The following is a 23,176-nucleotide window of genomic DNA, read 5'->3' as shown; positions in this document are numbered from 1 at the left end:
GGCGGGATTTTCAGACGGCCTGTGTGCCGCACCGCTGTCTTGAACCGAACGGGTTGAGGCCGGCGAAGCATCGGAGCGGTGGGTGAATTCGGCCAGGCGCGCACGCGCGTCGGCAGCGGGCACGGCGGACGGCGCGGTTTGCACACGCGGCGCGGCTGTTTGCGGTTCGGGTTTGCGGACTGCGGGTACGGTGCTTTGGGCGGTATCGGGCGTTGCGGCGAGCACTTTCGCGCCCTGTTTGAGCCACATCGGGCCCAATCCCAATGCTTCGTGCAGGTGCAGATAACGGCTGCTTAACATGTTTTCTCCATTAAAACGGCGTCTTCGCGGCGGCCGTCGGGCAGGGTGTAGTAATCTTTGCGGCGGCCGCAGGCGGTAAAACCGTGTTTGCGGTACAGGCTTTGCGCTGCATCGTTGCCGTCGCGGACTTCCAGAAACAGCCGCTGCACGCCTTCATTTAAGGCCGTCTGAAACCAGTGTGCGAGAAGCTGTGCGGCAAAACCGCGCCGTCTGAAAGCGGGGGCGACGGCGGTCAGGTGCAGTTCCGATTCGCCGCACACCGTCTGCCAGACGGCAAATCCTGCCAAAATGCCTTGTGCTTCGCCCAGCCATACCGATTCGGCAGCAGATGCGAGCGCGGCGGCAAACTGTTTTTCCGACCACGGCGACGGGTTGCACGCTGCGTCCAACGCGGCCAATGCGGCGCAGTCGGCGGGCAGGGCGGGGCGGAGCGTCATAACGGGGCGGTATTCGGCAGGGCATGGCATGGTGTCGGCTGGTTTCCGTTGGTGTCGCGGGCGGGTTGAAACATGAATGTCGGTTTACCCGCCGCTCTTTCATGACGGGTCGGCAGGCGGCTGTGTCGGCTTTTCCCCGACGGTCGAACGTCTGTTCCCGACGGTTGCCGTCCGTGCGGGAACGGCGGCCGGTATGCGTTATTGACCGAAGGTCTGTCGGTCGAGGGTGTTTGCTGAAGTGGCGGGTTGTCCGCTGCTCCGGCGGGAACGGGTAAGCAGGCCTCACGGCATCAGCGCGATGCTTTTCTCTCGGCCTGTTCTTTGGCGGTCAGCGCGATTTTGTCGCGCACATACAAAAGTTCTGCCGCCGCCGCATCAACGGCGGGATAGCGGCCGCTTTGCGCCAAATCCAGCAGCAGCGCGGCGGTGGGCATTTCGGGCGAACCGTCGAACGGCGGCTTGTCGTCGAGTGCGAAGGCATTGCCGATGCCGCGCGGTATGGCCGCGCCTTCGGGCGGAACGATTTCCGCCGCTTTGCCGACACGGTAGCCGCTCAGACGGCGGTGTTGCGCAGTGTCGAAAAAGGCGTAGAACACTTCGCCCATCCGTGCATCCGTTGCCGCCAGCACGCAGGCGCAGTCGGGAATCTGGTAGGCAACCGCATCCAGCGACGGGATGCCCGTCAGCGGAATGCCGAACGGGACGGCCAAGCCCTGCGCCACGCCCGCACCGATGCGCAGCCCCGTAAATGCGCCCGGCCCCTGGGCGTAAACGATGCCGCCCAAATCCGCTGCTGTCACGCCCGCTTCGGCCAGCAGCCCTCGAATCTGCGGCAGAATCAGCTCCGCCTGCCGGTTGCCCGCTTCGGCATGGTGCAGCAGCGTTTGCCTGCCGGCACGCAGCGCGAGCGAGAGAAAGGCCGTGCCGGTGTCGACGGCGAGAACGGGGTGGGAAAAATCGGTGTGCATGGCGTGTTCGGGGCAAATGGGTTGAACGGACGGGAACGGTTTTCAGACGGCATCGGATGCGTCGGCGGTTTGGCAGGCCGTCTGAAAAACTTGTTCTGCATTGCGCTGCCAACCATTTACATCAGGCATTTGCGGGGGAACGGCCTGCTGTTTCCGATGCCCGCCCGTGCCGCGGTTGCGCCGCAGATTATAACACCGGACGGCCTTTTCAGACGGCCTCAAGCGGCGGCGGATGCGGTATCATAGCCGTTTTCAGTCTTCCGAAAAACCGGACATATGTATATCGGACGTTTCGCCCCCAGTCCCACGGGGCTGCTGCACATCGGCTCGCTGCTGACCGCGCTGGCTTCCTACGCCGATGCCCGCGCGCACGGCGGCCGCTGGCTGGTGCGGATGGAAGACCTCGACCCGCCGCGCGAGATGAAAGGCGCGGCGGCCGATATTCTGCGAACGCTCGAAGCCTTCGGTTTCGAGTGGGACGGGGAAACCGCGTTTCAGAGCCGCCGCCATGCGCTGTATCGGGAAACCTTGGGCCGTCTGAAAAGCGCGGGACTGGTCTATCCCTGCCATTGCAGCCGCAAAGACTGGCAAAACGCGGCCCGGGCGGGGGCGGACGGATTCGTGTACAACGGCAGATGCGGTGCGGCGGACTTCAGGCCGTCTGAAACCGATTTGCTGAAAACCCCCGCATGGCGCATCCGCACGCCCGACCGCGTAATCGGTTTCCAAGACCGGATTGTCGGGCATTACGCCCAAAATATCGCCCGCGACATCGGCGATTTCGTATTGCTGCGCGCTGACGGCTGCTGGGCCTACCAGCTCGCCGTGGTTGCCGACGACATCGAACAGGGCGTTACCCACATCGTCCGCGGCCAAGATTTGCTGGTGTCCGCCCCGCGCCAAATCCACCTGCAACAATGCCTCGGCGCGCCCGAACCGAGTTACGCCCACCTGCCGCTGCTGACCAACGCGCAGGGACAGAAATGGTCGAAGCAGACCCTTGCTCCCGCGCTGAACACGGCCAAGCGCGGGCAGCTCCTGCGGCAGGCAATGCGTTATCTCAATATTCCCGACATTCCCGAAACCGACACCCCGCAAGACCTGCTGGCTTGGACGGTGCAGCATTGGGACATCGCCCGCGTGCCGAAAAATGCCATTTGTACGGAAAGGCAGGATGGAAAGGCCGTCTGAAAAAACATTTTCAGACGGCCTTTTTGATTTGCCCAAGCCGTTTTGTACGGTTACGGCGTGCCGCCTAACCGTACCTACCTTGTTGGTGTGATTCTGGTGTAAATGCGTAGGTACGGTTAGCCGTCGAAGCGGCGTAACCGTACGCCATGCTGTTTTTCAGACGGCCTTTTTAAATTACTTCAGCCGTTTTGTACGGTTACGGCGTGCCGCCTAACCGTACCTACCTTGTTGGTGTGATTCTGGTGTAAATGCGTAGGTACGGTTAGCCGTCGAAGCGGCGTAACCGTACGCCATGCGGTTTTCAGACGGCCTTTTTAAATTACTTCAGCTGTTTTGTACGGTTACGGTGTGCCGCCTAACCGTACCTACCTTGTTGGTGTGATTCTGGTGTAAATGCGTAGGTACGGTTAGCCGTTGAAGCGGCGTAACCGTACGCCATGCGGTTTTCAGACGGCCTTTTTGATTTACCCAAGCCGTTTTGTACGGTTATGGCGTACCGCCTAACCGTATCTGCTTTGTCGGTATTATTTCCGAATTATTTCCGAGTGAACGGGACTTTGGATGCAAGGAAACCAGCCCGTAACGGTAATGCACAGGCCGTCTGAAAAAAGGTTTTCAGACGGCCTGTGCGTGTGGCTGAAATCCGTGATGCGGCCAGGGAATCAGCGGCGGAAATGTTTTCTGCCTACGCCGTTTCCCCCGTCCATTGCGGCAGGTCGGGAATGTCTGCCCCCAAAAGCTGCAAGGCGCGGCCTGCGGTGTGGGTCAGGATGTCGTCGATGCTTTGCGGTTTTTGGTAAAACGCGGGCACGGGCGGGAAAATGATGCCGCCCATTTCGGTTACGCGGCGCATGTTGTCGAGATGGGCGAGGTTGAGCGGGGCTTCGCGCGTCATGAGCACGAGACGGCGGCGTTCTTTGAGGACGACGTCTGCGGCGCGGGTCAGCAGGTTGTCGGAAAAACCGTGGGCGACGGCGGCAAGCGTGCGCATGGAGCAGGGGGCGACGAGCATGCCGAGCGTGGGGCTGGAACCGCTGGAGAGCATGGAGGCGATGTTGCCCGCCGGATGGACAACGTCGGCGAGTGCGGCCACTTCTTCGCGGGTGTGGGAGGTTTCGAGCGCACGGGTAATGTCGCCGCCTTTGGAAACAATCAGATGGGTTTCGATGTCGGGCAGGCCGCGCAGCAGTTGCAGGGCTTTGTAGCCGTATTGGAAGCCGCTGGCGCCGCTGATGCCGATGATGATGCGCTGTTTCATGGTGTGTGTGCGTGTGTGTCTGTATTGCGGGGCATTATAGCGTAAAGCCGTGTTTTTCAGACGGCCTTGATGGTGCGGGGCATACGGGGGCGGCGGGAAATTTGTGAAAGACAGTATCGCCCGAAATCATTTAAAATGGCGGCGGAAATCGATTGAAACAGCCGGGCCGTCTGAAAACATCATTGCTTTTTCAGACGGCCCGATGCGGCGGTAGGGCCGTCTGAAAAAAGGATAAACGAAATATGGCAAAAGCAAAAGGCGGTTTGGGCAGGGGGTTGAACAACCTGCTTTCCAGCAGCATCGAGGGTGAAAGCGACGACCGTCTGACCACGGCGGCGGTGGCGGACATTCAGCAGGGCCGCTATCAGGCGCGTGTGCAGATTGACGACGAAGCCTTGCAGGATCTGGCCGATTCGATTAAGGCGCAGGGCGTGATACAGCCTGTGATTGTGCGCGAACTGGGTTTGTCGAAATACGAGCTGATTGCGGGCGAACGCCGTTGGCGTGCCGCGCGGCTGGCCGGGCTGACCGAGATTCCGGTGGTGGTGAAAAGCATCGGCGACGAAGCGGCGATGGCGATGGGTTTGATTGAAAACATCCAGCGCGAAAACCTGAACCCGATTGAAGAGGCGCAGGGCTTGAAAAGGCTGGTGGACGAATTCGGCCTGACCCATGAAACCGTGGCCAAAGCCATCGGACGCAGCCGCAGCAGCATTTCCAACAGCCTGCGCCTGTTGGCATTGCCCGAACCGGTGCAGGATATGCTGTACAACCGCCGTCTGGAAATGGGACATGCGCGTGCGCTGTTGACGTTGCCCGTGGTGGAACAGCTCGAGCTTGCCCAAAAAGCAGTGAAATACGGCTGGTCGGTGCGGGAAGTCGAGCGCCGCAGCCAAGTGGCGCAACAGGCGAAAAAGGCCGATGCGAAAAAGTACATCAACCCAGACATCCGCCGCCTCAACGAAATGCTTACCGACAGGTTGGGCGTGAATGTGGAAGTGCGCACCACCAACCAGAAAAAAGGGCAGATTGTGCTGCATTTCGATACGCCGGAAACGTTTGAATACCTGTTGAAACAGTTGGGCGCGGAAGAAAACGGCGGATAACGGCAGGTTACCGGCTTAAGAAGGCCGTCTGAAAAAGTTTTTCAGACGGCCTTATGTTCGATTGAACCAACAATAAGGCGGTAACGTGAATTCGTATGGGTGGAAAGCGGAAAGCCGGTTCGTACCGATACCAAGAGAGAAGATGGGTTGCAGTTTTGCGGCATACGGGAAATCAAGTGGTGCAGCGGTGGTTTTGTAATGCAATGTAGTCTGAAGATAAATAAAAATCTTTTAAAATTCATTGTGTTGAAAATTAACAATCGATTTTTTCTTTGACGTAGATTAACAATTTTCTTGACGCGGCAGGGCAAATCTATTTATAGTTAGCGCGCTATTGCTTGAATTGAGTTGCTCTATTGGTATGATGAAACGGATAGTTTTTATGCAAGTTTCCGCTTTGGCAGTAGCGGCGGGCGTTTGCGGGCTTGTTTCGGGCTTTGACGGATTGTTGTCTGCATTGGCCGGCGGCTTGTGCTATCTGATTCCGTTTTGCTGTGCAGTATTACTTTCAAAACTTTCCGGCACACGGTCTGCGTACACGCAGGGCAGGGTGTTTTTGGCAGGGGAAGTTTTGAAAGTTGTGCTGTCGCTGTTGTTGATGCTTGCAGTGTTCGTGCTGTGGCATGAACAGATTGTATTCCTGCCGTTTCTGGCAGGTTTACTGTCGGTCAGCCATTTGGTTTTTTTGGCATTTTTGAGAGTTAGGAATTATGGCAGGTGAATCTATGACTGCTGCCGACTATATCAAGCACCATTTGCAGAGCTTGACGAGTTTGCAGGATGTAACCAAAGGCCAAGGTCTTAAAAATATTGCGGATTTTTCATTTGTTAATTTGGATGCAATATTTTTTGCCGTTGTTCTCGGGATAATCGGCAGCTTTTTCTTGTGGCTCGGTGCCAAAAAAGCTACTGCGGGTGTGCCCGGGCGTTTTCAAGCGGCTGTAGAAATACTCTTTGAGTTTGTCGATGATATGTGTAAAAGTATCATCCATAATGAACAGTCGCGTAAATTCGTCGCCCCTCTTGGTCTGACGCTGTTTGTGTGGATTTTCCTCATGAATGCCATGGACTTGCTGCCTGTGGACTTGCTGCCGCTGGGTTGGCAGATGGCTACTGGTGAACATCATGCTTTGTTGCGTGTTGTACCGACTGCGGATTTGAATACAACTTTGGCGTTGGCCATCGGTGTGTTGCTTGTCTGTATATATTACAATGTAAAAATCAAAGGATTTGGCGGTTGGTTGCATGAAATGTTCAGTGCTCCTTTCGGTCCGAAGCTCGGTCCCGCAAACTTTATCCTGAATATTGTCGAATTTTTATCTAAAACCGTTTCTCACGGTATGCGGTTGTTCGGTAATATGTATGCAGGTGAGCTGGTTTTCTTGCTGATTGCGTTGCTGGGTGGCGCATGGGCGGTTTCCGGTAGTGTTGGCGTTTTGGATCCCATCATGTTTGCTTTCCATATTTTGGCGGGATTTGTTTGGGCTGTTTTCCATATTCTGGTTATCACGCTTCAGGCATTTATTTTCATGGCCTTGGCATTCGTTTATATCGGCCAGGCTCATGATGCTCACTGAGTTTCAGTTGCGCTGTTTGTTTGAATAGGCAAGAAGTTGTTTTTTTAAGTTTTTCCAACGTAGTTTTAACCTTTGTTCTGATTAAGGAGTTCTAAAATGGGTTTGATTGCTATCGCATGTGGTCTGATTGTTGCCTTGGGTGCCTTGGGTGCATCTATCGGCATCGCTATGGTAGGTTCTAAATATTTGGAATCTTCTGCGCGTCAGCCCGAACTGATTGGCCCGCTGCAAACCAAACTGTTCTTGATTGCAGGCTTGATTGATGCTGCATTCCTGATCGGTGTGGCTATTGCGCTGCTGTTCGCCTTTGTTAACCCGTTTGCAGGCTAGTTCGAACGAAAATGTTTCGATGAAAACGGAACAGCATTTGTTTGATTAACGCTAGATACGAAGGTTAAGTAAAGTGAATATCAATGCAACCTTAATTGCGCAGCTCATTGTATTTTTGCTGTTGGTGGTTTTTACCATGAAGTTTGTATGGCCGCCGATTGCAAAGGCTTTGGATGAGCGTGCTGCCAAAATCGCCGAAGGTTTGGCTGCTGCCGAGCGGGGTAAAAATGATTTTGAGCAGGCTGAAAAGAAAGTTGCAGAACTCTTGGCCGAAGGGCGGAATCAGGTTACTGAAATGGTGGCTAATGCAGAAAAACGTGCAGCACGTATCGTAGAGGAGGCTAAAGAACAAGCTTCTTCAGAGGCTGCTCGGATTACTGCCCAAGCTCAGGCTGATGTAGCTCAGGAGGTTGCCCGTGCGCGTGAAGCATTGCGCGAGCAGGTGTCTGCCTTGGCAGTTAAAGGCGCCGAGTCAATTTTGCGCAGTGAAATTAATGCTGCTAAACACGCAGATTTGCTCGCCGCCCTGAAACAGGAGCTGTAATCTTATGGCAGAGTTCGCAACGATTGCCAGGCCTTATGCGAAAGCATTGTTTGGTTTGGCTAAGGAAAAAAACCAAATTGAATCTTGGTTGGGCGGACTGAAGGCATTGGCTTCAGTTGTGCAGCAGGAAAAAGTTGTGACTTTTATTGAACAACCGGAAAGAGGCGCTGCAGAAAAAGCTGCATTACTATCTGATTTGGTTGGTTTGACAGAAGGTGGCTTAAAGAATTTTGTGCTTGTGCTGTCCGAGCAAAAACGCTTGTCGATTTTGCCTGCAGTTTATGCGCAATTTCAAGACTTGAGCTTGGCACTCAGTAATACTAAACCGGCTGTGATTTACAGTGCATACGAATTGACTCAGAATCAGATTGCTGAGTTGGTTGCAGTTTTGAAGCAGCGGTTTGGGGCGGATTTGGAAGTAGAGACGGCAATTGATTCCGCATTGATTGGTGGAGTCAAAGTAGAAGTGGGTGACCAAGTATTGGATTTGTCGGTACGGAATAAATTGACTGCGCTGTACACGGCTATGACAAATTAGGAGAGTTTTCATGCAGCTTAATCCTGCTGAAATTAGTGATCTGATTAAAGCGAAGATTGAAAATCTGTCGGTAAATGCGGAAGTTCGTACCCGTGGTACGGTTATTTCTGTAACAGACGGTATTGTACGCATTCACGGCTTATCAGACGTAATGCAAGGTGAGATGCTCGAATTTCCCGGTAACACTTTTGGCTTGGCGATGAACCTGGAGCGCGACTCCGTGGGGGCTGTGGTGTTGGGTGAATACGAGCATATTAAAGAGGGCGATACTGTTACTTGTACCGGGCGCATTTTGGAAGTGCCGATCGGTCGGGAGTTAGTAGGACGTGTGGTTGATGCTTTGGGTCGCCCGATTGATGGTAAAGGTCCAGTTAATACTAAATTGACTGCACCGATTGAGAAAATTGCTCCGGGGGTAATTGCACGTAAGTCGGTGGATCAGCCCTTGCAGACTGGTTTGAAATCCATTGATTCGATGGTGCCGGTGGGGCGAGGTCAGCGTGAGCTGATTATTGGTGACCGTCAAACCGGTAAAACAGCGGTTGCCTTGGATGCGATTGTCAATCAAAAAGGTACAGGTGTTATCTGTATTTATGTTGCTGTCGGCCAGAAAGCATCATCTATTGCCAATGTGGTTCGTAAGTTGGAAGAACATGGTGCTATGGCGCACACCATTGTGGTGGCCGCTACAGCTTCAGAGGCAGCGGCTCTGCAATATATCGCTCCTTATGCTGGTTGTACGATGGGTGAATACTTCCGTGACCGTGGCGAAGATGCTTTAATTATTTATGATGATTTGTCCAAGCAGGCTGTAGCATATCGCCAAATTTCCCTGCTGTTGCGTCGTCCTCCTGGCCGAGAAGCCTACCCGGGAGATGTATTTTATTTGCATTCCCGTTTGTTGGAACGTGCTGCACGTATTAATGAAGACGAAGTGGAAAAACTGACAAACGGTGAGGTTAAAGGTAAAACAGGTTCATTGACTGCATTACCGATTATTGAAACCCAAGCAGGCGATGTGTCTGCGTTTGTTCCGACTAATGTCATTTCAATTACAGACGGCCAGATTTTCTTGGAAACCGATTTGTTTAATGCAGGTATCCGTCCTGCTATTAATGCCGGTATCTCCGTATCACGTGTAGGTGGTGCAGCTCAGACTAAAGTCATTAAAAAATTGGGTGGCGGTATCCGTTTGGCTTTGGCGCAATATCGCGAATTGGCTGCATTTTCCCAATTTGCTTCTGATTTGGATGAAGCCACACGCAAGCAGCTTCAGCATGGTGAAGTTGTAACCGAACTAATGAAGCAAAAACAATTTAGTACGCTTAATACAGCTGAAATGTCGTTGACTTTGTGGGCCATTAATAACGGTTCATACGAAGATGTACCAGTTTCCAAAGCATTGGCTTTTGAAGCAGAGTTTCTGAATTTTGTGCGTACTCAGCAACCGGCTGTTTTGGATGCAATCAATGCTTCAGGTGCAATGTCTGATGAAAGCGAAAAGGTATTGGTTGAAGCCATGAAGTCTTTCAAATCCTCTTATGCCTATCAGGCATAAAATGTGGAATGAAAGGAGTCTGAAATGGCGGTAGGGAAAGAGATTCTCACCAAAATCCGTAGTGTTCAGAATACCCAAAAGATCACTAAAGCGATGCAGATGGTGTCAACCTCTAAAATGCGTAAGACTCAGGAACGGATGCGTTTGGCGCGTCCGTATGCTGAAAAAGTGCGTTTGGTCATGAGCCATTTGGCACAAACTGAAACTGATCACGGCATAAAACTGCTTGAACCGCATCGTGAGGTGCGTCGTGCAGGTTTTATTCTGGTAACCACAGATAAAGGTTTGTGTGGCGGGTTAAATGCCAATGCATTGAAGAAATTTTTGGCGCAAGTCCAAGAGTACAAACAGCAAGGTATCGATGTAGATGTTGTCTGCCTCGGCAGTAAAGGTGCAGCAGCTTGTCAAAGCATTGGCTTAAATATTATTGCCAGTGTTACCAATTTGGGTGATACTCCGAAAATGGAGCTGTTGCTTGGTCCGTTAACGGAGCTTTTTCAGCGTTATGAAAAGCATGAATTAGACGTTATCCATATGATTTATTCAGGTTTCGTCAATACCATGCGCCAAGAGCCGCGTTCGGAAATATTGCTGCCCATCGGTCAAAATGCTTTTGCTTATGACGATGCGAACGGAGAATCGAATTACAATTGGGATTACCGTTATGAGCCAAGTCCTGCAAAGGTACTCGAATATCTGGTCAGACGTTATTTAGAGTCTGTGGTTTATCAAGCGTTGAGCGACAATATGGCTTCAGAGCAGGCAGCCCGTATGGTGGCAATGAAAGCTGCAACCGACAATGCCGGCAATGCCATTAAAGAATTACGTTTGGTGTATAACAAATCGCGTCAAGCTGCGATTACCACAGAGTTGTCAGAAATTGTGGCCGGTGCTGCTGCCGTATAAAAGGCACGGCAGGCCGATTAAATAGGATACGATAATGAGCCAAGGCAAAATCGTACAAATCATCGGTGCAGTAGTTGATGTGGAATTTCCGCGTGATGCTATCCCGCATGTTTATGATGCCCTGAAACTGGTCGACACAGACCTGACCCTGGAAGTGCAACAACTTTTGGGTGACGGTGTGGTTCGTACCATTGCGATGGGCAGTTCAGACGGCCTCAAACGCGGTTTGGCTGTTACCAATACAGGTTCTCCTATTAACGTTCCTGTAGGTAAAGCCACATTGGGCCGTATTATGGATGTGTTGGGTAATCCTGTTGATGAAGCAGGCCCTGTCGGTGCGGCAGAAAAACGTTCCATTCATCAGTCAGCGCCTAAATTTGATGAGCTTTCCAGCGCTACCGAGCTGCTTGAAACAGGTATCAAAGTTATTGATTTGCTTTGTCCGTTTGCCAAAGGCGGTAAAGTAGGTCTGTTTGGTGGTGCCGGTGTCGGTAAAACCGTCAATATGATGGAACTTATCAACAACATTGCAAAAGCACACAGCGGTTTGTCAGTGTTTGCAGGTGTAGGGGAGCGTACCCGTGAAGGTAACGACTTCTATCACGAAATGAAAGATTCCAATGTATTGGATAAAGTAGCCATGGTATATGGCCAGATGAACGAACCTCCGGGTAACCGTTTGCGTGTGGCACTGACCGGTTTGACTATGGCCGAATATTTCCGCGACGAAAAAGATGAAAACGGCAAAGGCCGCGACGTATTGTTCTTCGTAGACAATATCTACCGTTATACACTGGCCGGTACCGAAGTGTCTGCACTGCTTGGTCGTATGCCTTCAGCAGTAGGTTACCAGCCGACATTGGCGGAAGAAATGGGTCGCCTGCAAGAGCGTATTACTTCTACCCAAACAGGTTCTATTACCTCCATTCAGGCCGTATATGTACCTGCGGATGACTTGACCGATCCGTCTCCCGCGACCACATTTGCGCACTTGGATGCTACGGTTGTATTGAGCCGTGATATTGCATCACTCGGTATCTATCCGGCAGTAGATCCTTTGGACTCTACTTCACGTCAGTTGGATCCGATGGTGCTTGGTCAGGAGCATTATGATGTTGCACGCGGCGTACAGTCTACCCTTCAGAAATACAAAGAATTGCGCGACATTATCGCCATTTTGGGTATGGACGAATTGTCTGATGAAGACAAGTTGACTGTGATGCGTGCGCGTAAAATCCAACGCTTCCTGTCTCAGCCTTTCCACGTTGCGGAAGTGTTTACCGGTTCTCCCGGCAAATATGTGTCGTTGCGTGATACTATCGGCGGTTTCAAAGCCATTCTGAACGGCGAATACGACCACCTTCCCGAACAGGCGTTCTACATGGTAGGCGGTATCGAAGAAGCAGTTGAGAAAGCGAAAACCGTAAGCTAAGGAGGCCCGCATGAGCACCATGCAAGTTGAAGTGGTCAGTAACGAGCAGAATATCTATTCGGGTGAGGCCAGCTTTGCCGTTGTGCCGACACTGACAGGTGAGCTTGGTATTTACCCGCGACATGAGCCGATTATGAGTTTGGTACGCCCTGGGGTGTTGCGCTTGACCACAGCCGGTAGTACGGAAGAAATTTTGGTGGCTGTTTCAGGCGGCCTTTTGGAAGTGCAACCTGATAAAATTACTGTGTTGGCCGATGTGGCGGTACGCAGTGAAGAGATGGATCAGGCTCGTGCAGAAGAAGCCAAAAAGGCAGCGGAGGCCAAAATTTCCCAGGCAGGCGACAAAGAAGCACTCGCAAAAGCGGAAGCTGCTTTGGCGGCAGCGATTGCCCAGCTCAAAACCTTGGATTACATTCGTTCGCAAAAAAACAAATAATGTTGTTGTAAAAGTGCCGGAAGTTCCGGCACTTTTCTTTTTGTGTAAACAATACTAAGGCCGTCTGAAAAGGATTTTCAGACGGCCTTAGTTGTTTCTTCTCTCTGCTGGACTTGAGTTATGTATAGTCTGTGTTTTATCTGTTGATGAGAGTTTTTCAAATAGTGCGGTGGTTTGCTCTCAATTGAATATCCTTTTTAGTATTTCTGTCCAAGAGAAAATTCATCCGTAAACGAAGGAGTCAACGTAAACGGGGGAAGCCGACAACGTACGATAATTTTTTAAATTGCGGAGACAATTTTTCCGTATTGTCGTCGGATGGTGGTTTGGGTAAAAACGGATTTTTCTTCTTGAAAGGTATTTCTAAAGATTGTTTTGGATATTGTGTGGATGCTTAATTCCGTCATTTTCACCAGCTCAGGCACAACGGAAATTGGAGAAGTCCGTCTGGCTATATGCTATCAACTCAATATCCGATCACAACCTTTTTGAAATAGGCAGTATTGCCGTTATCAGGCAGTAAACTGATTCTTGCGGAACCCTAATACCATAAAGGCCGTCTGAAAAATTGTTCAGACGGCCTGATACTTACCAAGGCTTAAATAGAGCGGCTACTTAAGAACAATATTAACGGCCTCTGCGGGCATCATCGTATCTGCGTTTTCTCTCTTCAAGAGCTCGGTCATATTTACGCTGTCTTTCCAACAGGGCGTCGTCGTATTTACGTTGTCTTTCCTGCAGGGCGTTTTTGTATTGGCGGCGTTTTTCGATCAGCACATCATTGTAACGGTCGCTTTGTTCGCGTGAGACACCACTGTCACGGTATTGGCGGCTTTTACGGATTAAAGCATCATCGTATTGCTGCTGTTTGTCCGCTAAGGCATCTTTGTGGCGGTAATGCTTATCGCGCAGGGCATCGTCGTGGCGGTGCTGTTTTTCGCGGATTACGTCTTCAAAACGTCGGCCGTCGTCGTAGGGAGCGGCCATCAGTGTTGCGGAAGTGGCCAACAGGGCGGCAGCGGCGATCAGTTTTTTCATTTCAAACTCGCTTTCATATAGATTGGGAAATCGGGATGCAACACATCCTGTATGTCGCATATGTATCTTAACCGCCTGTGCGTAAACGATTGTCAACGTCCAGATAATCTTGCACAAAACTGCCTGAAGTTTGTTATTGATTGGATGTTCATCCAAACAAATCCCGTTTTTCGGCATGAAATCTGAAAATCAGGCTAACCCGGCTTTACGCTTGGGCCGTTTGAAACGGTCGGAATGTTGCGTAATGTCTACATAAAACGCGGTTTAAAGTCGGTGGGGATGTGAAACGGCAAGACAAAAAAGGCCGTCTGAAACATTTTCAGACGGCCTGACTGTGTGCGCCAGCCGATAAAGGTTTATGCGCCGAAAACTTTCAAACGCTCTTCCAGCGGTTGGAATGTTTTTTCACCGGCAGGTGCGGCGATGCCGCCGAACACCATTTGTGCGCGCAACGTCCAGTTTTCGGGGATGTTCCATTCTTTGGCAATGGCTGCGTCGGGCAACGGGTTGTAGTGTTGCAGATTGGCACCGATGCCTGCGGCGGCAAGCGTGGTCCACACGGCGTATTGGTGCATGGCATCGGCGTGTTCGGCCCATACGGGGAAGTTGGCGGCGTAAGAGGGGAACTGCTCCTGCAGGCCTTTTACCACGTTTTGGTCTTCAAAAAACAGTACCGTACCCGCGCCTGCTTTGAACATATCCAGCTTTTGTTTGGTCGGCTCGAATTGGTCGGCAGGAACGATGGCGCGCAAAGCGTCTTCAACAAAGCCCCATACTTTTTCATGTTCTGCGCCGAACAAGACTACTACGCGGGTGGATTGCGAGTTGAACGAAGAAGGCGTGTGCAACACGGCGTGTTCGATGATTTTGACCACTTCGGCGTTGGACAGCGGCAGGTTTTTGTTGAGGGCATAGATGCTGCGGCGGGTTTGCGCGGCAGTTTGGAGTGTTTGGTAAGTCATGATTATTTCCTGTGTTAACTGAGTTGATGATTTTACGCTTTATTGAAACGGTTATCCAATGCCCAAGCACCGCCGCCGGCTGCGGCGATGTAGAGAAATACGAAACAGAACAATGCTGCGGCTTCACCGCCGTTGAGCAGCGGGAACAGCGGGGTGGGTGAAGTATGTGCCATGAAGTAGGCCACGGCCATTTGACCGGACAGCAGAAAGGCGGTAGGGCGGGTAAACAGACCGAGCAGCAGCAGGATGCCGCCGACAGTTTCGAGAATGCCCGCAATGCCGTAAATCGATGCAAGCGGCGGATTGAGGCCTTCGACAAAGGGGAAGGTAAACAGTTTCGCCGTGCCGTGCAGCATAAACATATAGGCGGCGGTGATGCGCAAAACGGAAAGCAATACGGGTTGGAAGCGGTTTAAGAAGCTCATTTTTTTCCTTTGGGGGATGAAGTGTGTACAGAATAAAGGCCGTCTGAAAAAGTTTGGGAACAGGAAAGCTCAAGGATGAATCTGCTGCCAATCTTCCAGCCTGCGGCTGAAACGTTTTCAGACGGCCTGTATGGTTGCGTGGCAGTATAGTCAATTCTTAATGGTTGATATATACTTCGATTATTGAAATAATGTTTCTGATTGGGAAATAATGGATACTTTGTTCAGCCTGAAAGTTTTCCGCTCGGTGGTAAAGCACAACAGCTTTACACGCGCCGCTGCCCAGCTCGGCATCTCCACGGCCATGGCCAGCAAACACGTGAGCCATCTCGAAAACACCGTGCAGGCGAAGCTGTTGCACCGCAACAGCCGCAATCTGCATCTGACCGAAGCGGGCGAAGACTATTACCGGCAATGCAGTTATGCGCTCGATACGCTGGATGCCGCCGCGCAGAAGGCCGCCAGCGGTACCGACAAACCGCAGGGCGTTTTGCGCGTAACTATGCCGATTTGGTTTGCCAGCCATATGGTGAGCCATTGGCTGGTGGAATATCAGCAGTGGTTTCCCGCCGTGAAACTCGATTTGGTGCTGGACAACCGCCGCGTCGATTTGATTGCCGACGGTTTCGACCTGGCCCTGCGCGTTTCGCAAGATCCGCATCCGTCGCTGATTGTGAAGCCGCTGTCGAAAATCGAATTCGTGCTGGTGGCTGCGCCTGCTTATCTGGAAACCCACGGTACACCCGCTACGCCTGAAGAAGCGATGGTGCACAAGGCAGTTTTGCCTTCCTACACCGATATGAGCCATGTCGACATCGTGCATAGAAACAGCGGCGAAACGGCGCGCCTGAGCCTGAATGCGGCCATGACCACCGACCATACGCTGATGGTGCGCGAATTGGTTAAAGCGGGCGGCGGCATCGGCTACCAGCCGCTTTGGGCGGTTCAGCAGGATTTGGACGAAGGCAGGTTGGTGCGGCTGTTGACCGACTACTCCATTTTGACCAACCAGCTTTATGCGGCTTACGTTGATCGCACGTTTTTAAGTGCGAAGGTGCGCAGCTTTATCGATTTTGTGAACGAGAAAATCCAAGCCGAGCGCGGGTAGGGAGCGATTGGCACGGGATCGCTTATGGTCGTCATGCTTGCTCAGGCGGAAATCTATCGTGAGCATTCATAACGGTTATGAAGAAAAACGGTTTCTTAAACTCAAAGACAGATTCCCTCCCGTGCGGGAATGATATTCCAATATGGTGGGCGCATTATCTAAACAGCCAAAAGAGAAGGCCGTCTGAAAATATTTCAGACGGCCTTACGGTTGCCGGCGGTTAGTGTGCCGCAGTATTGGGATCCAAAGGCGGCAGCGTGCCGTTCATTGCGGCATCAAGCTGTTCTTTGTCCAAGGCTTTTTCCCAGCGTGCCACCACAATCGTGGCGCAGGCGTTGCCGACGAGATTGGTCAGGGCACGGCATTCCGACATGAAACGGTCGATACCCAGAATCAGCGCCATGCCCTCGACGGGCACGCTCGGTACCACAGACAAAGTGGCCGCCAGCGTGATGAAGCCCGCACCGGTAACGCCTGCCGCACCTTTGGAACTGAGCATGGCCACCAGAAGCAGCGTAATCTGCTGGGTAACGGTCAAATCGGTGTTGGTGGCCTGTGCGATAAACAGCGCGGCCATGGTCATGTAGATGTTGGTGCCGTCGAGATTGAACGAATAACCTGTGGGAACCACCAAGCCGACCACGGATTTTTCGCAGCCTGCACGTTCCATTTTCTGCATCAGCGTCGGCAGGGCGGCTTCGGATGAGGAAGTGCCCAATACCAACCACAGTTCGTCTTTGATGTATTTAATCATTTTGATGATGGAGAAACCGTTGTAGCGGGCGACCGCACCCAAAATCACGATGACGAACAGCAGTGAAGTAATGTAGAACGTGGCGACCAGCAGCATCAGGTTGCTGATGGAGCTCAGGCCGTATTTGCCGATGGTAAACGCCATCGCGCCGAATGCGCCGATGGGGGCGAATTTCATCAGCATCGATACCATTTTGAACACGGGTGCGGAAAAATCCTGCAACAGGCTGACGACGGTTTTGGCTTTTTCACCCACGGCGGCCAGCGAAATGCCGAACAGAACCGCTACAAACAATACCTGCAGGATATTGCCGTTGGTCAGCGGGCTGAATACGGTGGTGGGGATGATGTTCATCAGAAAGCTGACGATGCCGGTTTCTTTCGATTTTTCGACGTACTCGGCCACTTTGTCGGATTGGAGCGTCGCCGGATCGATGTTCAGGCCCGCGCCGGGCTGGATAATGTTGGCCACGACCATGCCGACGACGAGCGCGAGCGTGGAGAAAAACAGGAAATAGACAAACGCTTTGCCCGCCACTCGACCGACGGACTTCATGTCGTTCATGCCCGCGATGCCCGTTACCACGGTCAGGAAAATCACGGGGGCGATAATCATCTTAACCAGCTTGATGAAGCCGTCGCCCAAAGGCTTCAGGCTTTCTCCGACATCGGGATAGAAATGGCCGAGCAGGATGCCGACCGTAATCGCAAAAATCACCTGCACATAAAGAATCTGGTAAAACTTCGGCTTTTTGCCTTTCGGTAAATCGTTCAGCTCGTCTGTATCGATGTTCAGCATAAATCCACCTTCGGTAAATGATTTGGTAACGGTATTGGAAAATGCCTGTTATCGGGGGGATTTACCGTACAGGCATTTTGAAACAGGATGTAATTTAGCCGTTAATTCGGGTGATTTCAAACCTGCCGCCGGTAAAATTGGCAGTTTTATTGGAATAAAGTTGTTTATAAAGGGAAAAAATATCGGGGTTTTTACCCTTGTGGCAAAGGTTTCAGACGGCTCCGGCTACATCTTATTACAGGTGGATGCCGTCTGAAACCGTGTTCCGTGCAGCCGGCAGGCCGTCTGAACGCCATTGTCTGCCGCGCCGCATCCGAAAATTAGGTAAAATGAAACTTTTCATCCGCCGAGTTCCGAACAGAATGAGCAACGATACCGTTTCCGAACCGAAAAACTATATGACCCCCACCGGTTGGCAGGCGTTGAAAGACGAGCTGTACCGTCTGGTCAATAAGGAACGTCCCGAAATCGTCCAAGTGGTCAACTGGGCGGCAGGCAACGGCGACCGCAGCGAAAACGGCGACTATCTCTACGGAAAACGCCGTATGCGCGAAATCGACCGCCGCATCCGTTTTCTGACCAAACGGCTGGAGGCGGCGGTGGTGGTTGACCCCGAAGCGCGGGAAGCCACCGACCAGATTTTTTTCGGCGCGACGGTAGGGCTGTTGCGCGGCGACGGCTCGGAGCAGGTGGTACGCATTGTCGGCACGGACGAAATCGATACCGCGCAAAACAAGATTTCGTGGGTTTCTCCGCTCGCCCGCTGCCTGATTAAGGCGCACGAAGGTGACGAAGTGGTGCTGCACGGCCCGGACGGACGCGAAACCATCGAGATTTTGTCGGTGGCGTATGTGCGGATAGACTGAGGCCGTCTGAAAATACCGCTGCCGTTGTTTCCGTTTGGTTTGGATCTTTTTCGATGCGGGCAGACGTTCGTAATACGGCTTTATTGTCGGCAATTGTCGGGCATCGGCTTTGCGGCTAGGGGAGCGGGACGGCGGATAAACTTGAACCGTGATGCATCCGCCGTGTGTTTATGGGGCAGGAAGCCGTTTCGGTTTTTCCCACTTTAAAATCACACACGTTTTCTGCCTTACCTGTATTCCTGTCGGTCGCGGACTTCCGCCCGTGCGGGAATAATGCGGCGGGAAAAAGCCGCACAGCGTTTCAAGTTCGTCCGCAATAAACCGCCGTTTCATACGGCCTTCAGGCAGATATAAAATATCGATACGGTAAAGCAAAACATTATGCGCCGACCGGCACAGGCCGTCTGAAAAAACGCCGGATGGCGCCGCCCGCTTTTCAGACGGCCTTCACAACACAAACCATTCGTTATGTATAAAGTCATTCCCATCATCCACACGCTCGCCAAGCTCGGATTGCTGTTTTCCGTGCTGCTGCTGGTGCCGACGCTGATGTCGTATCTGTTTCTCGACGGCGCGTTCCATGCCTTTGCCGGTACGGTGCTGGTTACGCTGTCGGGTTCCGCCGTATTGTGGCTGCTGACCTTGCGGCACAATCGCGAACTGCGCCCGCGCGACGGTTTTACGCTGGTGTTCATGTTGTGGCTGCTGTTTGCGCTGGTGGCCGCCATGCCCGCATATCTTTATATACCGCCGCTCAGTTTTACCGATGCCTTTTTCGAATCGATGTCCGGCCTGACCACCACCGGCGCCACTACCATCGACAGTCTCGACACGCTTGCGCCGTCGATTAATTTTTGGCGGCATATGCTCAACTGGCTCGGCGGAATGGGGATTATCGTGTTGGCCGTTGCCATTCTGCCGATGCTCGGTGTCGGCGGTACGCAGCTTTTCAAGGCGGAAATCCCCGGCATCGACAAAGACAGCAAAATGGCGCCGCGCATTTCTCAGGTGGCCAAAAAACTGTGGGTGATGTATTCGCTGATTACGCTGGCCGCCTTTTTCTGCCTGCATTTTTCCGGCATGAGCTGGTTCGACGCGCTCTGCCACGCCATGTCGGTGGTTTCGCTCGGCGGATTTTCCACCCACGATGCCAGTATCGCTTATTTCGATTCCGTATCGGTGGAGCTGGCAGTTATCGTGTTCACCCTGTTCGGCGGCATCAATTTCGCCTGCCACTTTACCGCACTGTCGGAGCGTTCCCCGAACATCTATTGGCGCAACGAAGAATGCCGCAGCCTGCTGCTGATTATGGCGGTCAGCATTGTTGCCGTAAGCGCTTATCTTTGGTTGGGCGGTTTTTACGCTTCGCCCGGCGAAGCCCTGCGCTATGTCGGCTTCAACTACGTTTCCATCGGACTGGCCAGCGGTTTTGCCAACGCCGACTTTGCGCAATGGCCGCTGATCGCATCGTTGTGGATGTTTTTTCTGGCCAACGTTTTGGCGTGTGCCGGCTCGATGGGAGGCGGCATCAAAAACGTGCGCGCGCTGGTGTTGTTCAAATTCAGCCTGCGTGAAATGCTGCTGCTGCTCCACCCTCGCGCAGTGCACAACGTCAAAGTCAACGGCCGCACCATTCCCGACCGCATGGCGTTGACCGTTATGTCGTTTGTTTTTGTCTATTTCATGACCATCGTCGTCTTCACTTTCCTGATGATGGCCGCCGGTCAGGATTTCATTTCCGCCTTCACCGCCGTGATTTCGTGCATCACCAACGCAGGCCCGGGTTTGGGTACGGTCGGCCCCGCCCACAACTACGGCGCGCTCGGCGACATTCAGAAATGGCTGCTCGCGTCCGTGATGCTGCTGGGGCGTTTGGAAATTTTTACCGTATTGATTCTGCTGACACCGGCGTATTGGAAAAAATAGCGGGGCAACTCATGGTTTTAAACCGCTTTCGATAATGGAAAGCTGCCATACGGGGTTCGGCCCGTATGTGGCGGATATTTTGTTTTCGGGTGGATGTAAAACGAAGGAGTCGCAGTGAAGGTTGGTGTGTCGGTTGTCGCGGTACGGTGCAAATAAAACCATATACAAGATAAGGCCGTCTGAAAATTTTTCAGACGGCCTTTGCCTTGATTTCAATTTAAATCATTACATTAAATCCGAAATCAATCTTTCAGCTTCGCCAACTGCCCCTGTACTTTCGCCATCTTGTCTTCCAACTCCGCCAGTTCGGACTTGTCTTTTTCCACCAGATGCGCAGGGGCTTTTTCGGTGTAGCCGGGTTTGGAGAGTTTGGCGTTGAGTTTGTCCAAGGCTTTTTGCAGTTTTTCGGCTTCTTTGGTCAGACGCGCGGTTTCGGCGGCTTTGTCGATTTCCACTTTCAGCATCAGGCGTGCGCCGTTGCAGACGGCCACGGGTGCGTCTTCGTTTTCTGGCAGCTTGTCCACGATGTTGGCTTCGGTCAGGCGCGTCATGGACGGCAGGTATTTGAGCAGGGCTTCGTCGGTTTGGCCTTCGATGAACAGCGGGGCTTTGACGTTCGGGGCGATGCCCATTTCGCCGCGCAGGTTGCGCACGGCACCAATCAGGTCTTGCAGCGCGGTCATTTTGTCGAAGGCCGTCTGAACGATTTTTTCTTCGTCCGCCACCGGCCACGCGGCAATCATGATGCTGTCGGCGTGCTTGGCGTTGGCCAGCGGCGCGACGGTCTGCCACAGCTCTTCGGTGATGTACGGCATAATCGGGTGCAACAGGCGCAAAATCACTTCCAACACGCGCACGAGGGTGCGGCGGGTGGTGCGCCGGGTGGTCGGACAGCCGGTTTGGATCTGCACTTTGGCCAGCTCGATGTACCAGTCGCAGAAATCGTTCCACACGAATTCGTAGAGCGTTTGCGCCGCCAAATCAAAGCGGTAGGTGTCGAAGGCTTCGGTCACGGCGGCTTCGGTTTGCTGCAGGCGGCCGATAATCCATTGGTCGACGAAGGTGTAAGCCAGCGGCTGGGTTTCATCTTGGCCGCAATCGTGGTTTTCCACGTTCATCAGCACGAAATTGGTGGCGTTCCACAATTTGTTGCAGAAATTGCGGTAGCCTTCGGCGCGTTTGAAGTCGAAATTCACGCTGCGGCCGAGGCTGGCGTAGCTGGCCATGGTGAAGCGCAGCGCGTCGGCACCGAACACGGGAATGCCTTCGGGGAAGAGTTTTTTCGTCGCTTCAACCACTTGCGGGGCTTTTTCAGGGCGGCGCAGGCCGGTGGTGCGTTTGACCAGAAGTTCGTCCAAGCCGATGCCGTCAATCAAATCAACGGGGTCGATGACGTTGCCTTCGGATTTGGACATTTTTTTGCCTTCGTGGTCGCGCACGATGCCGTGGATGTACACGTCTTTGAACGGCACTTTGCCGGTGAAGTGCGTGGTCATCATAATCATACGGGCGACCCAGAAGAAGATGATTTCGTAGCCGGTTACCAAGACGTTGCTGGGCAGGAAGGCTTTGAGTTCGGGCGTTTCAGACGGCCAGCCGAGCGTGGAGAACGGCACGAGCGCGGAGGAGAACCAGGTGTCCAAAACGTCTTCGTCGCGTGTCAGCTTCAGGCCGTCTGAAAGTTTTTCGGCTTCTTCCTGCGTGCGCGCAACGTACACATTGCCTGCTTCGTCGTACCACGCGGGGATTTGGTGTCCCCACCACAGTTGGCGCGAGATGCACCAGTCTTGGATGTTGTTCATCCATTGGTTGTAGGTGTTGACCCAGTTTTCGGGAATGAATTTCACCGCGCCGCTGTCCACCGCTTTTTTCGCTTTTTCAGACAGGCTTAAGCCTTTGAATTCGCTGTCGGGTTCGGCCACTTTGCTGCCGTCGGGCGCGGCGGACATGGCGACGAACCATTGGCTGGTCAGCATCGGCTCGATCACCGAACCCGTGCGGTCGCCTTTCGGTGTCATCAGCGTGTGCGGTTTCACTTCGGCCAGCAAACCCTGCGCTTCCAAGTCGGCCAGCATCTGTTTGCGCGCGGCGAAGCGGTCGAGACCCGCGTAGGCTTCGGGCAGGGCAATGCCTGTCTGAACTTCGCCTTTGAAGTTGAACACTTCGGCTTGGCTCAAAATTTTCGCTTCCAAATCAAACACATTAATCAGGCGCGTATCGTGGCGTTTGCCGACTTCGTAGTCGTTGAAGTCGTGCGCCGGCGTGATTTTCACGCAGCCCGTGCCGAAATCTTTTTCCACATATTCGTCGGCAATCACGGGAATGGTGCGGCCGGTCAGCGGCAGGATAAGTTCTTTGCCAATCAGGTGTTTATAGCGTTCGTCTTCGGGATTGACGGCCACGGCCACGTCGCCCAGCAGCGTTTCGGGGCGCGTGGTGGCGACAATCACGCTTTCAGACGGCCTCTCGGCCAGCGGATAGCGGATGTGCCACATAGAGCCTCGTTCTTCCACGCTTTCCACTTCTAAATCGGACACCGCCGTACCCAACACGGGATCCCAGTTCACCAAGCGTTTGCCGCGGTAAATCAGCCCCTGCTCATACAGGCGCACGAACACTTCGGTTACGGTTTCGGCGCGCACGTCGTCCATCGTGAAATACTCGCGCGACCAGTCGGCGGAACAGCCCACACGGCGCATCTGCTCGGTAATCGTGCCG

General features: G+C 52.9%; 23 protein-coding genes and 1 pseudogene. 15 read left to right on the top strand and 9 right to left on the bottom strand.

Features of this window, described 5'->3' with window-relative positions:
* From ACEYDX_RS04270 to tsaB, 3 genes and pseudogenes are all read right to left on the bottom strand, one after another.
* A pseudogene (locus ACEYDX_RS04270) lies at positions 1-300 on the bottom strand (uracil-DNA glycosylase); the annotation flags it as partial.
* Positions 294-737, bottom strand: coding sequence for a ribosomal protein S18-alanine N-acetyltransferase (gene rimI / locus ACEYDX_RS04265; RefSeq protein ID WP_373740792.1), 444 nt, complete (start codon positions 735-737; stop codon positions 294-296). The pseudogene ACEYDX_RS04270 and the gene rimI, both read right to left, overlap by 7 nt.
* Positions 738-1,027: 290 nt before the next feature.
* Complete coding sequence (tsaB, locus tag ACEYDX_RS04260) at positions 1,028-1,705, bottom strand: tRNA (adenosine(37)-N6)-threonylcarbamoyltransferase complex dimerization subunit type 1 TsaB (RefSeq protein ID WP_373740790.1); 678 nt, start codon at positions 1,703-1,705, stop codon at positions 1,028-1,030.
* 276 nt (positions 1,706-1,981) lie between these two features.
* Here tsaB and gluQRS point away from each other — a divergent pair, with 276 nt between their 5' ends.
* The gene (gene gluQRS / locus ACEYDX_RS04255; protein ID WP_373740789.1) at positions 1,982-2,896 is read left to right on the top strand and encodes a tRNA glutamyl-Q(34) synthetase GluQRS; all 915 of its coding nucleotides are present in this window, start codon (positions 1,982-1,984) and stop codon (positions 2,894-2,896) included.
* Between the two features lie 685 nt (positions 2,897-3,581).
* On the opposite strand, the gene ACEYDX_RS04250 is transcribed toward gluQRS, so the two are convergent.
* A complete protein-coding gene (locus ACEYDX_RS04250) occupies positions 3,582-4,154 on the bottom strand; it encodes a UbiX family flavin prenyltransferase (protein ID WP_373740788.1) in 573 nt (190 codons plus the stop codon).
* Positions 4,155-4,396: 242 nt separating this feature from the next.
* On the opposite strand from ACEYDX_RS04250, the gene ACEYDX_RS04245 reads away from it, so the two are divergent.
* The 10 genes from ACEYDX_RS04245 to ACEYDX_RS04200 all read left to right on the top strand — a co-directional run bounded on the left by ACEYDX_RS04245 (position 4,397) and on the right by ACEYDX_RS04200 (position 12,581).
* A complete protein-coding gene (locus ACEYDX_RS04245; protein WP_373740787.1) occupies positions 4,397-5,260 on the top strand; it encodes a ParB/RepB/Spo0J family partition protein in 864 nt (287 codons plus the stop codon).
* Positions 5,261-5,624: 364 nt separating this feature from the next.
* Positions 5,625-5,981 carry an ATP synthase subunit I gene (locus tag ACEYDX_RS04240; RefSeq protein WP_373740791.1) on the top strand — a complete coding sequence of 119 codons (357 nt, stop codon included), beginning with the start codon at positions 5,625-5,627 and terminating at the stop codon, positions 5,979-5,981.
* On the top strand, positions 5,971-6,837 hold the full coding sequence (atpB, locus tag ACEYDX_RS04235; RefSeq protein ID WP_373740786.1) for a F0F1 ATP synthase subunit A: 867 nt from the start codon (positions 5,971-5,973) through the stop codon (positions 6,835-6,837). Before ACEYDX_RS04240 ends, atpB begins: the two co-directional genes overlap by 11 nt.
* 96 nt (positions 6,838-6,933) lie before the next feature.
* Positions 6,934-7,167 (top strand): F0F1 ATP synthase subunit C, encoded by a 234-nt coding sequence (atpE, locus tag ACEYDX_RS04230; protein WP_004284425.1) that lies wholly within the window; start codon positions 6,934-6,936, stop codon positions 7,165-7,167.
* Between the two features lie 73 nt (positions 7,168-7,240).
* Positions 7,241-7,711 carry a F0F1 ATP synthase subunit B gene (locus ACEYDX_RS04225; protein ID WP_373740785.1) on the top strand — a complete coding sequence of 157 codons (471 nt, stop codon included), beginning with the start codon at positions 7,241-7,243 and terminating at the stop codon, positions 7,709-7,711.
* Positions 7,712-7,715: 4 nt separating this feature from the next.
* Positions 7,716-8,249: a F0F1 ATP synthase subunit delta gene (locus ACEYDX_RS04220; protein WP_373740784.1), complete on the top strand. Its 534-nt coding sequence runs from the start codon at positions 7,716-7,718 to the stop codon at positions 8,247-8,249.
* Positions 8,250-8,259: 10 nt separating this feature from the next.
* Positions 8,260-9,807: a F0F1 ATP synthase subunit alpha gene (gene atpA / locus ACEYDX_RS04215; protein WP_373740783.1), complete on the top strand. Its 1,548-nt coding sequence runs from the start codon at positions 8,260-8,262 to the stop codon at positions 9,805-9,807.
* A gap of 24 nt (positions 9,808-9,831) precedes the next feature.
* On the top strand, positions 9,832-10,713 hold the full coding sequence (atpG, locus tag ACEYDX_RS04210; protein ID WP_373740782.1) for a F0F1 ATP synthase subunit gamma: 882 nt from the start codon (positions 9,832-9,834) through the stop codon (positions 10,711-10,713).
* A 34-nt stretch (positions 10,714-10,747) separates the two neighbouring features.
* Positions 10,748-12,145 carry a F0F1 ATP synthase subunit beta gene (gene atpD / locus ACEYDX_RS04205; RefSeq protein ID WP_373740781.1) on the top strand — a complete coding sequence of 466 codons (1,398 nt, stop codon included), beginning with the start codon at positions 10,748-10,750 and terminating at the stop codon, positions 12,143-12,145.
* A gap of 10 nt (positions 12,146-12,155) precedes the next feature.
* Entirely contained in the window at positions 12,156-12,581 is a 426-nt protein-coding gene (locus tag ACEYDX_RS04200; RefSeq protein WP_373740780.1) for a F0F1 ATP synthase subunit epsilon, read from the top strand.
* Between the two features lie 627 nt (positions 12,582-13,208).
* Here the strand turns inward: ACEYDX_RS04200 and ACEYDX_RS04195 are convergent.
* From ACEYDX_RS04195 to ACEYDX_RS04185, 3 genes are all read right to left on the bottom strand, one after another.
* Positions 13,209-13,619, bottom strand: coding sequence for a hypothetical protein (locus ACEYDX_RS04195; RefSeq protein WP_373740779.1), 411 nt, complete (start codon positions 13,617-13,619; stop codon positions 13,209-13,211).
* A 356-nt stretch (positions 13,620-13,975) separates the two neighbouring features.
* Positions 13,976-14,581 (bottom strand): nitroreductase family protein, encoded by a 606-nt coding sequence (locus tag ACEYDX_RS04190; RefSeq protein ID WP_373740778.1) that lies wholly within the window; start codon positions 14,579-14,581, stop codon positions 13,976-13,978.
* A gap of 32 nt (positions 14,582-14,613) precedes the next feature.
* Positions 14,614-15,006, bottom strand: coding sequence for a DoxX family protein (locus tag ACEYDX_RS04185; protein WP_373740777.1), 393 nt, complete (start codon positions 15,004-15,006; stop codon positions 14,614-14,616).
* 211 nt (positions 15,007-15,217) lie between these two features.
* Here ACEYDX_RS04185 and ACEYDX_RS04180 point away from each other — a divergent pair, with 211 nt between their 5' ends.
* On the top strand, positions 15,218-16,114 hold the full coding sequence (locus ACEYDX_RS04180; protein WP_373740776.1) for a LysR family transcriptional regulator: 897 nt from the start codon (positions 15,218-15,220) through the stop codon (positions 16,112-16,114).
* 220 nt (positions 16,115-16,334) lie between these two features.
* Here the strand turns inward: ACEYDX_RS04180 and ACEYDX_RS04175 are convergent, their stop codons facing one another.
* Positions 16,335-17,666, bottom strand: a complete 1,332-nt coding sequence (locus ACEYDX_RS04175; RefSeq protein ID WP_373740775.1) for a dicarboxylate/amino acid:cation symporter — start codon at positions 17,664-17,666, stop codon at positions 16,335-16,337.
* A gap of 22 nt (positions 17,667-17,688) precedes the next feature.
* Here ACEYDX_RS04175 and ACEYDX_RS04170 point away from each other — a divergent pair, with 22 nt between their 5' ends.
* The 3 genes from ACEYDX_RS04170 (at position 17,689) to ACEYDX_RS04160 (ending at position 20,458) form a co-directional block, all read left to right on the top strand.
* Complete coding sequence (locus tag ACEYDX_RS04170) at positions 17,689-17,922, top strand: hypothetical protein (protein WP_373740774.1); 234 nt, start codon at positions 17,689-17,691, stop codon at positions 17,920-17,922.
* 106 nt (positions 17,923-18,028) lie between these two features.
* Complete coding sequence (greB, locus tag ACEYDX_RS04165; protein ID WP_373740773.1) at positions 18,029-18,532, top strand: transcription elongation factor GreB; 504 nt, start codon at positions 18,029-18,031, stop codon at positions 18,530-18,532.
* Positions 18,533-19,000: 468 nt separating this feature from the next.
* Complete coding sequence (locus ACEYDX_RS04160; protein WP_373740772.1) at positions 19,001-20,458, top strand: TrkH family potassium uptake protein; 1,458 nt, start codon at positions 19,001-19,003, stop codon at positions 20,456-20,458.
* Positions 20,459-20,700: 242 nt separating this feature from the next.
* Here the strand turns inward: ACEYDX_RS04160 and ACEYDX_RS04155 are convergent.
* Positions 20,701-23,176 (bottom strand): valine--tRNA ligase (locus tag ACEYDX_RS04155; RefSeq protein ID WP_373740771.1); only part of this gene is annotated, 2,476 nt, incomplete at its 5' end.

The sequence above is a fragment of the Neisseria sp. genome (genome assembly GCF_041804105.1).
Classification (GTDB): Bacteria; Pseudomonadota; Gammaproteobacteria; order Burkholderiales; family Neisseriaceae; genus Neisseria.
This window is presented reverse-complemented; position numbering and strand designations above follow the sequence as displayed.

What these genes read in the sequence shown, in the direction of transcription:
- rimI (WP_373740792.1), bottom strand. Translation starts at nt 737, where the DNA reads ATGACGCTCCGCCCCGCCCTGCCCGCCGACTGCGCCGCATTGGCCGCG.
- tsaB (WP_373740790.1), bottom strand. Translation starts at nt 1,705, where the DNA reads ATGCACACCGATTTTTCCCACCCCGTTCTCGCCGTCGACACCGGCACG.
- gluQRS (WP_373740789.1), top strand. Translation starts at nt 1,982, where the DNA reads ATGTATATCGGACGTTTCGCCCCCAGTCCCACGGGGCTGCTGCACATC.
- ACEYDX_RS04250 (WP_373740788.1), bottom strand. Translation starts at nt 4,154, where the DNA reads ATGAAACAGCGCATCATCATCGGCATCAGCGGCGCCAGCGGCTTCCAA.
- ACEYDX_RS04245 (WP_373740787.1), top strand. Translation starts at nt 4,397, where the DNA reads ATGGCAAAAGCAAAAGGCGGTTTGGGCAGGGGGTTGAACAACCTGCTT.
- ACEYDX_RS04240 (WP_373740791.1), top strand. Translation starts at nt 5,625, where the DNA reads ATGAAACGGATAGTTTTTATGCAAGTTTCCGCTTTGGCAGTAGCGGCG.
- atpB (WP_373740786.1), top strand. Translation starts at nt 5,971, where the DNA reads ATGGCAGGTGAATCTATGACTGCTGCCGACTATATCAAGCACCATTTG.
- atpE (WP_004284425.1), top strand. Translation starts at nt 6,934, where the DNA reads ATGGGTTTGATTGCTATCGCATGTGGTCTGATTGTTGCCTTGGGTGCC.
- ACEYDX_RS04220 (WP_373740784.1), top strand. Translation starts at nt 7,716, where the DNA reads ATGGCAGAGTTCGCAACGATTGCCAGGCCTTATGCGAAAGCATTGTTT.
- atpA (WP_373740783.1), top strand. Translation starts at nt 8,260, where the DNA reads ATGCAGCTTAATCCTGCTGAAATTAGTGATCTGATTAAAGCGAAGATT.
- atpG (WP_373740782.1), top strand. Translation starts at nt 9,832, where the DNA reads ATGGCGGTAGGGAAAGAGATTCTCACCAAAATCCGTAGTGTTCAGAAT.
- atpD (WP_373740781.1), top strand. Translation starts at nt 10,748, where the DNA reads ATGAGCCAAGGCAAAATCGTACAAATCATCGGTGCAGTAGTTGATGTG.
- ACEYDX_RS04200 (WP_373740780.1), top strand. Translation starts at nt 12,156, where the DNA reads ATGAGCACCATGCAAGTTGAAGTGGTCAGTAACGAGCAGAATATCTAT.
- ACEYDX_RS04195 (WP_373740779.1), bottom strand. Translation starts at nt 13,619, where the DNA reads ATGAAAAAACTGATCGCCGCTGCCGCCCTGTTGGCCACTTCCGCAACA.
- ACEYDX_RS04190 (WP_373740778.1), bottom strand. Translation starts at nt 14,581, where the DNA reads ATGACTTACCAAACACTCCAAACTGCCGCGCAAACCCGCCGCAGCATC.
- ACEYDX_RS04185 (WP_373740777.1), bottom strand. Translation starts at nt 15,006, where the DNA reads ATGAGCTTCTTAAACCGCTTCCAACCCGTATTGCTTTCCGTTTTGCGC.
- ACEYDX_RS04180 (WP_373740776.1), top strand. Translation starts at nt 15,218, where the DNA reads ATGGATACTTTGTTCAGCCTGAAAGTTTTCCGCTCGGTGGTAAAGCAC.
- ACEYDX_RS04175 (WP_373740775.1), bottom strand. Translation starts at nt 17,666, where the DNA reads ATGCTGAACATCGATACAGACGAGCTGAACGATTTACCGAAAGGCAAA.
- greB (WP_373740773.1), top strand. Translation starts at nt 18,029, where the DNA reads ATGAGCAACGATACCGTTTCCGAACCGAAAAACTATATGACCCCCACC.
- ACEYDX_RS04160 (WP_373740772.1), top strand. Translation starts at nt 19,001, where the DNA reads ATGTATAAAGTCATTCCCATCATCCACACGCTCGCCAAGCTCGGATTG.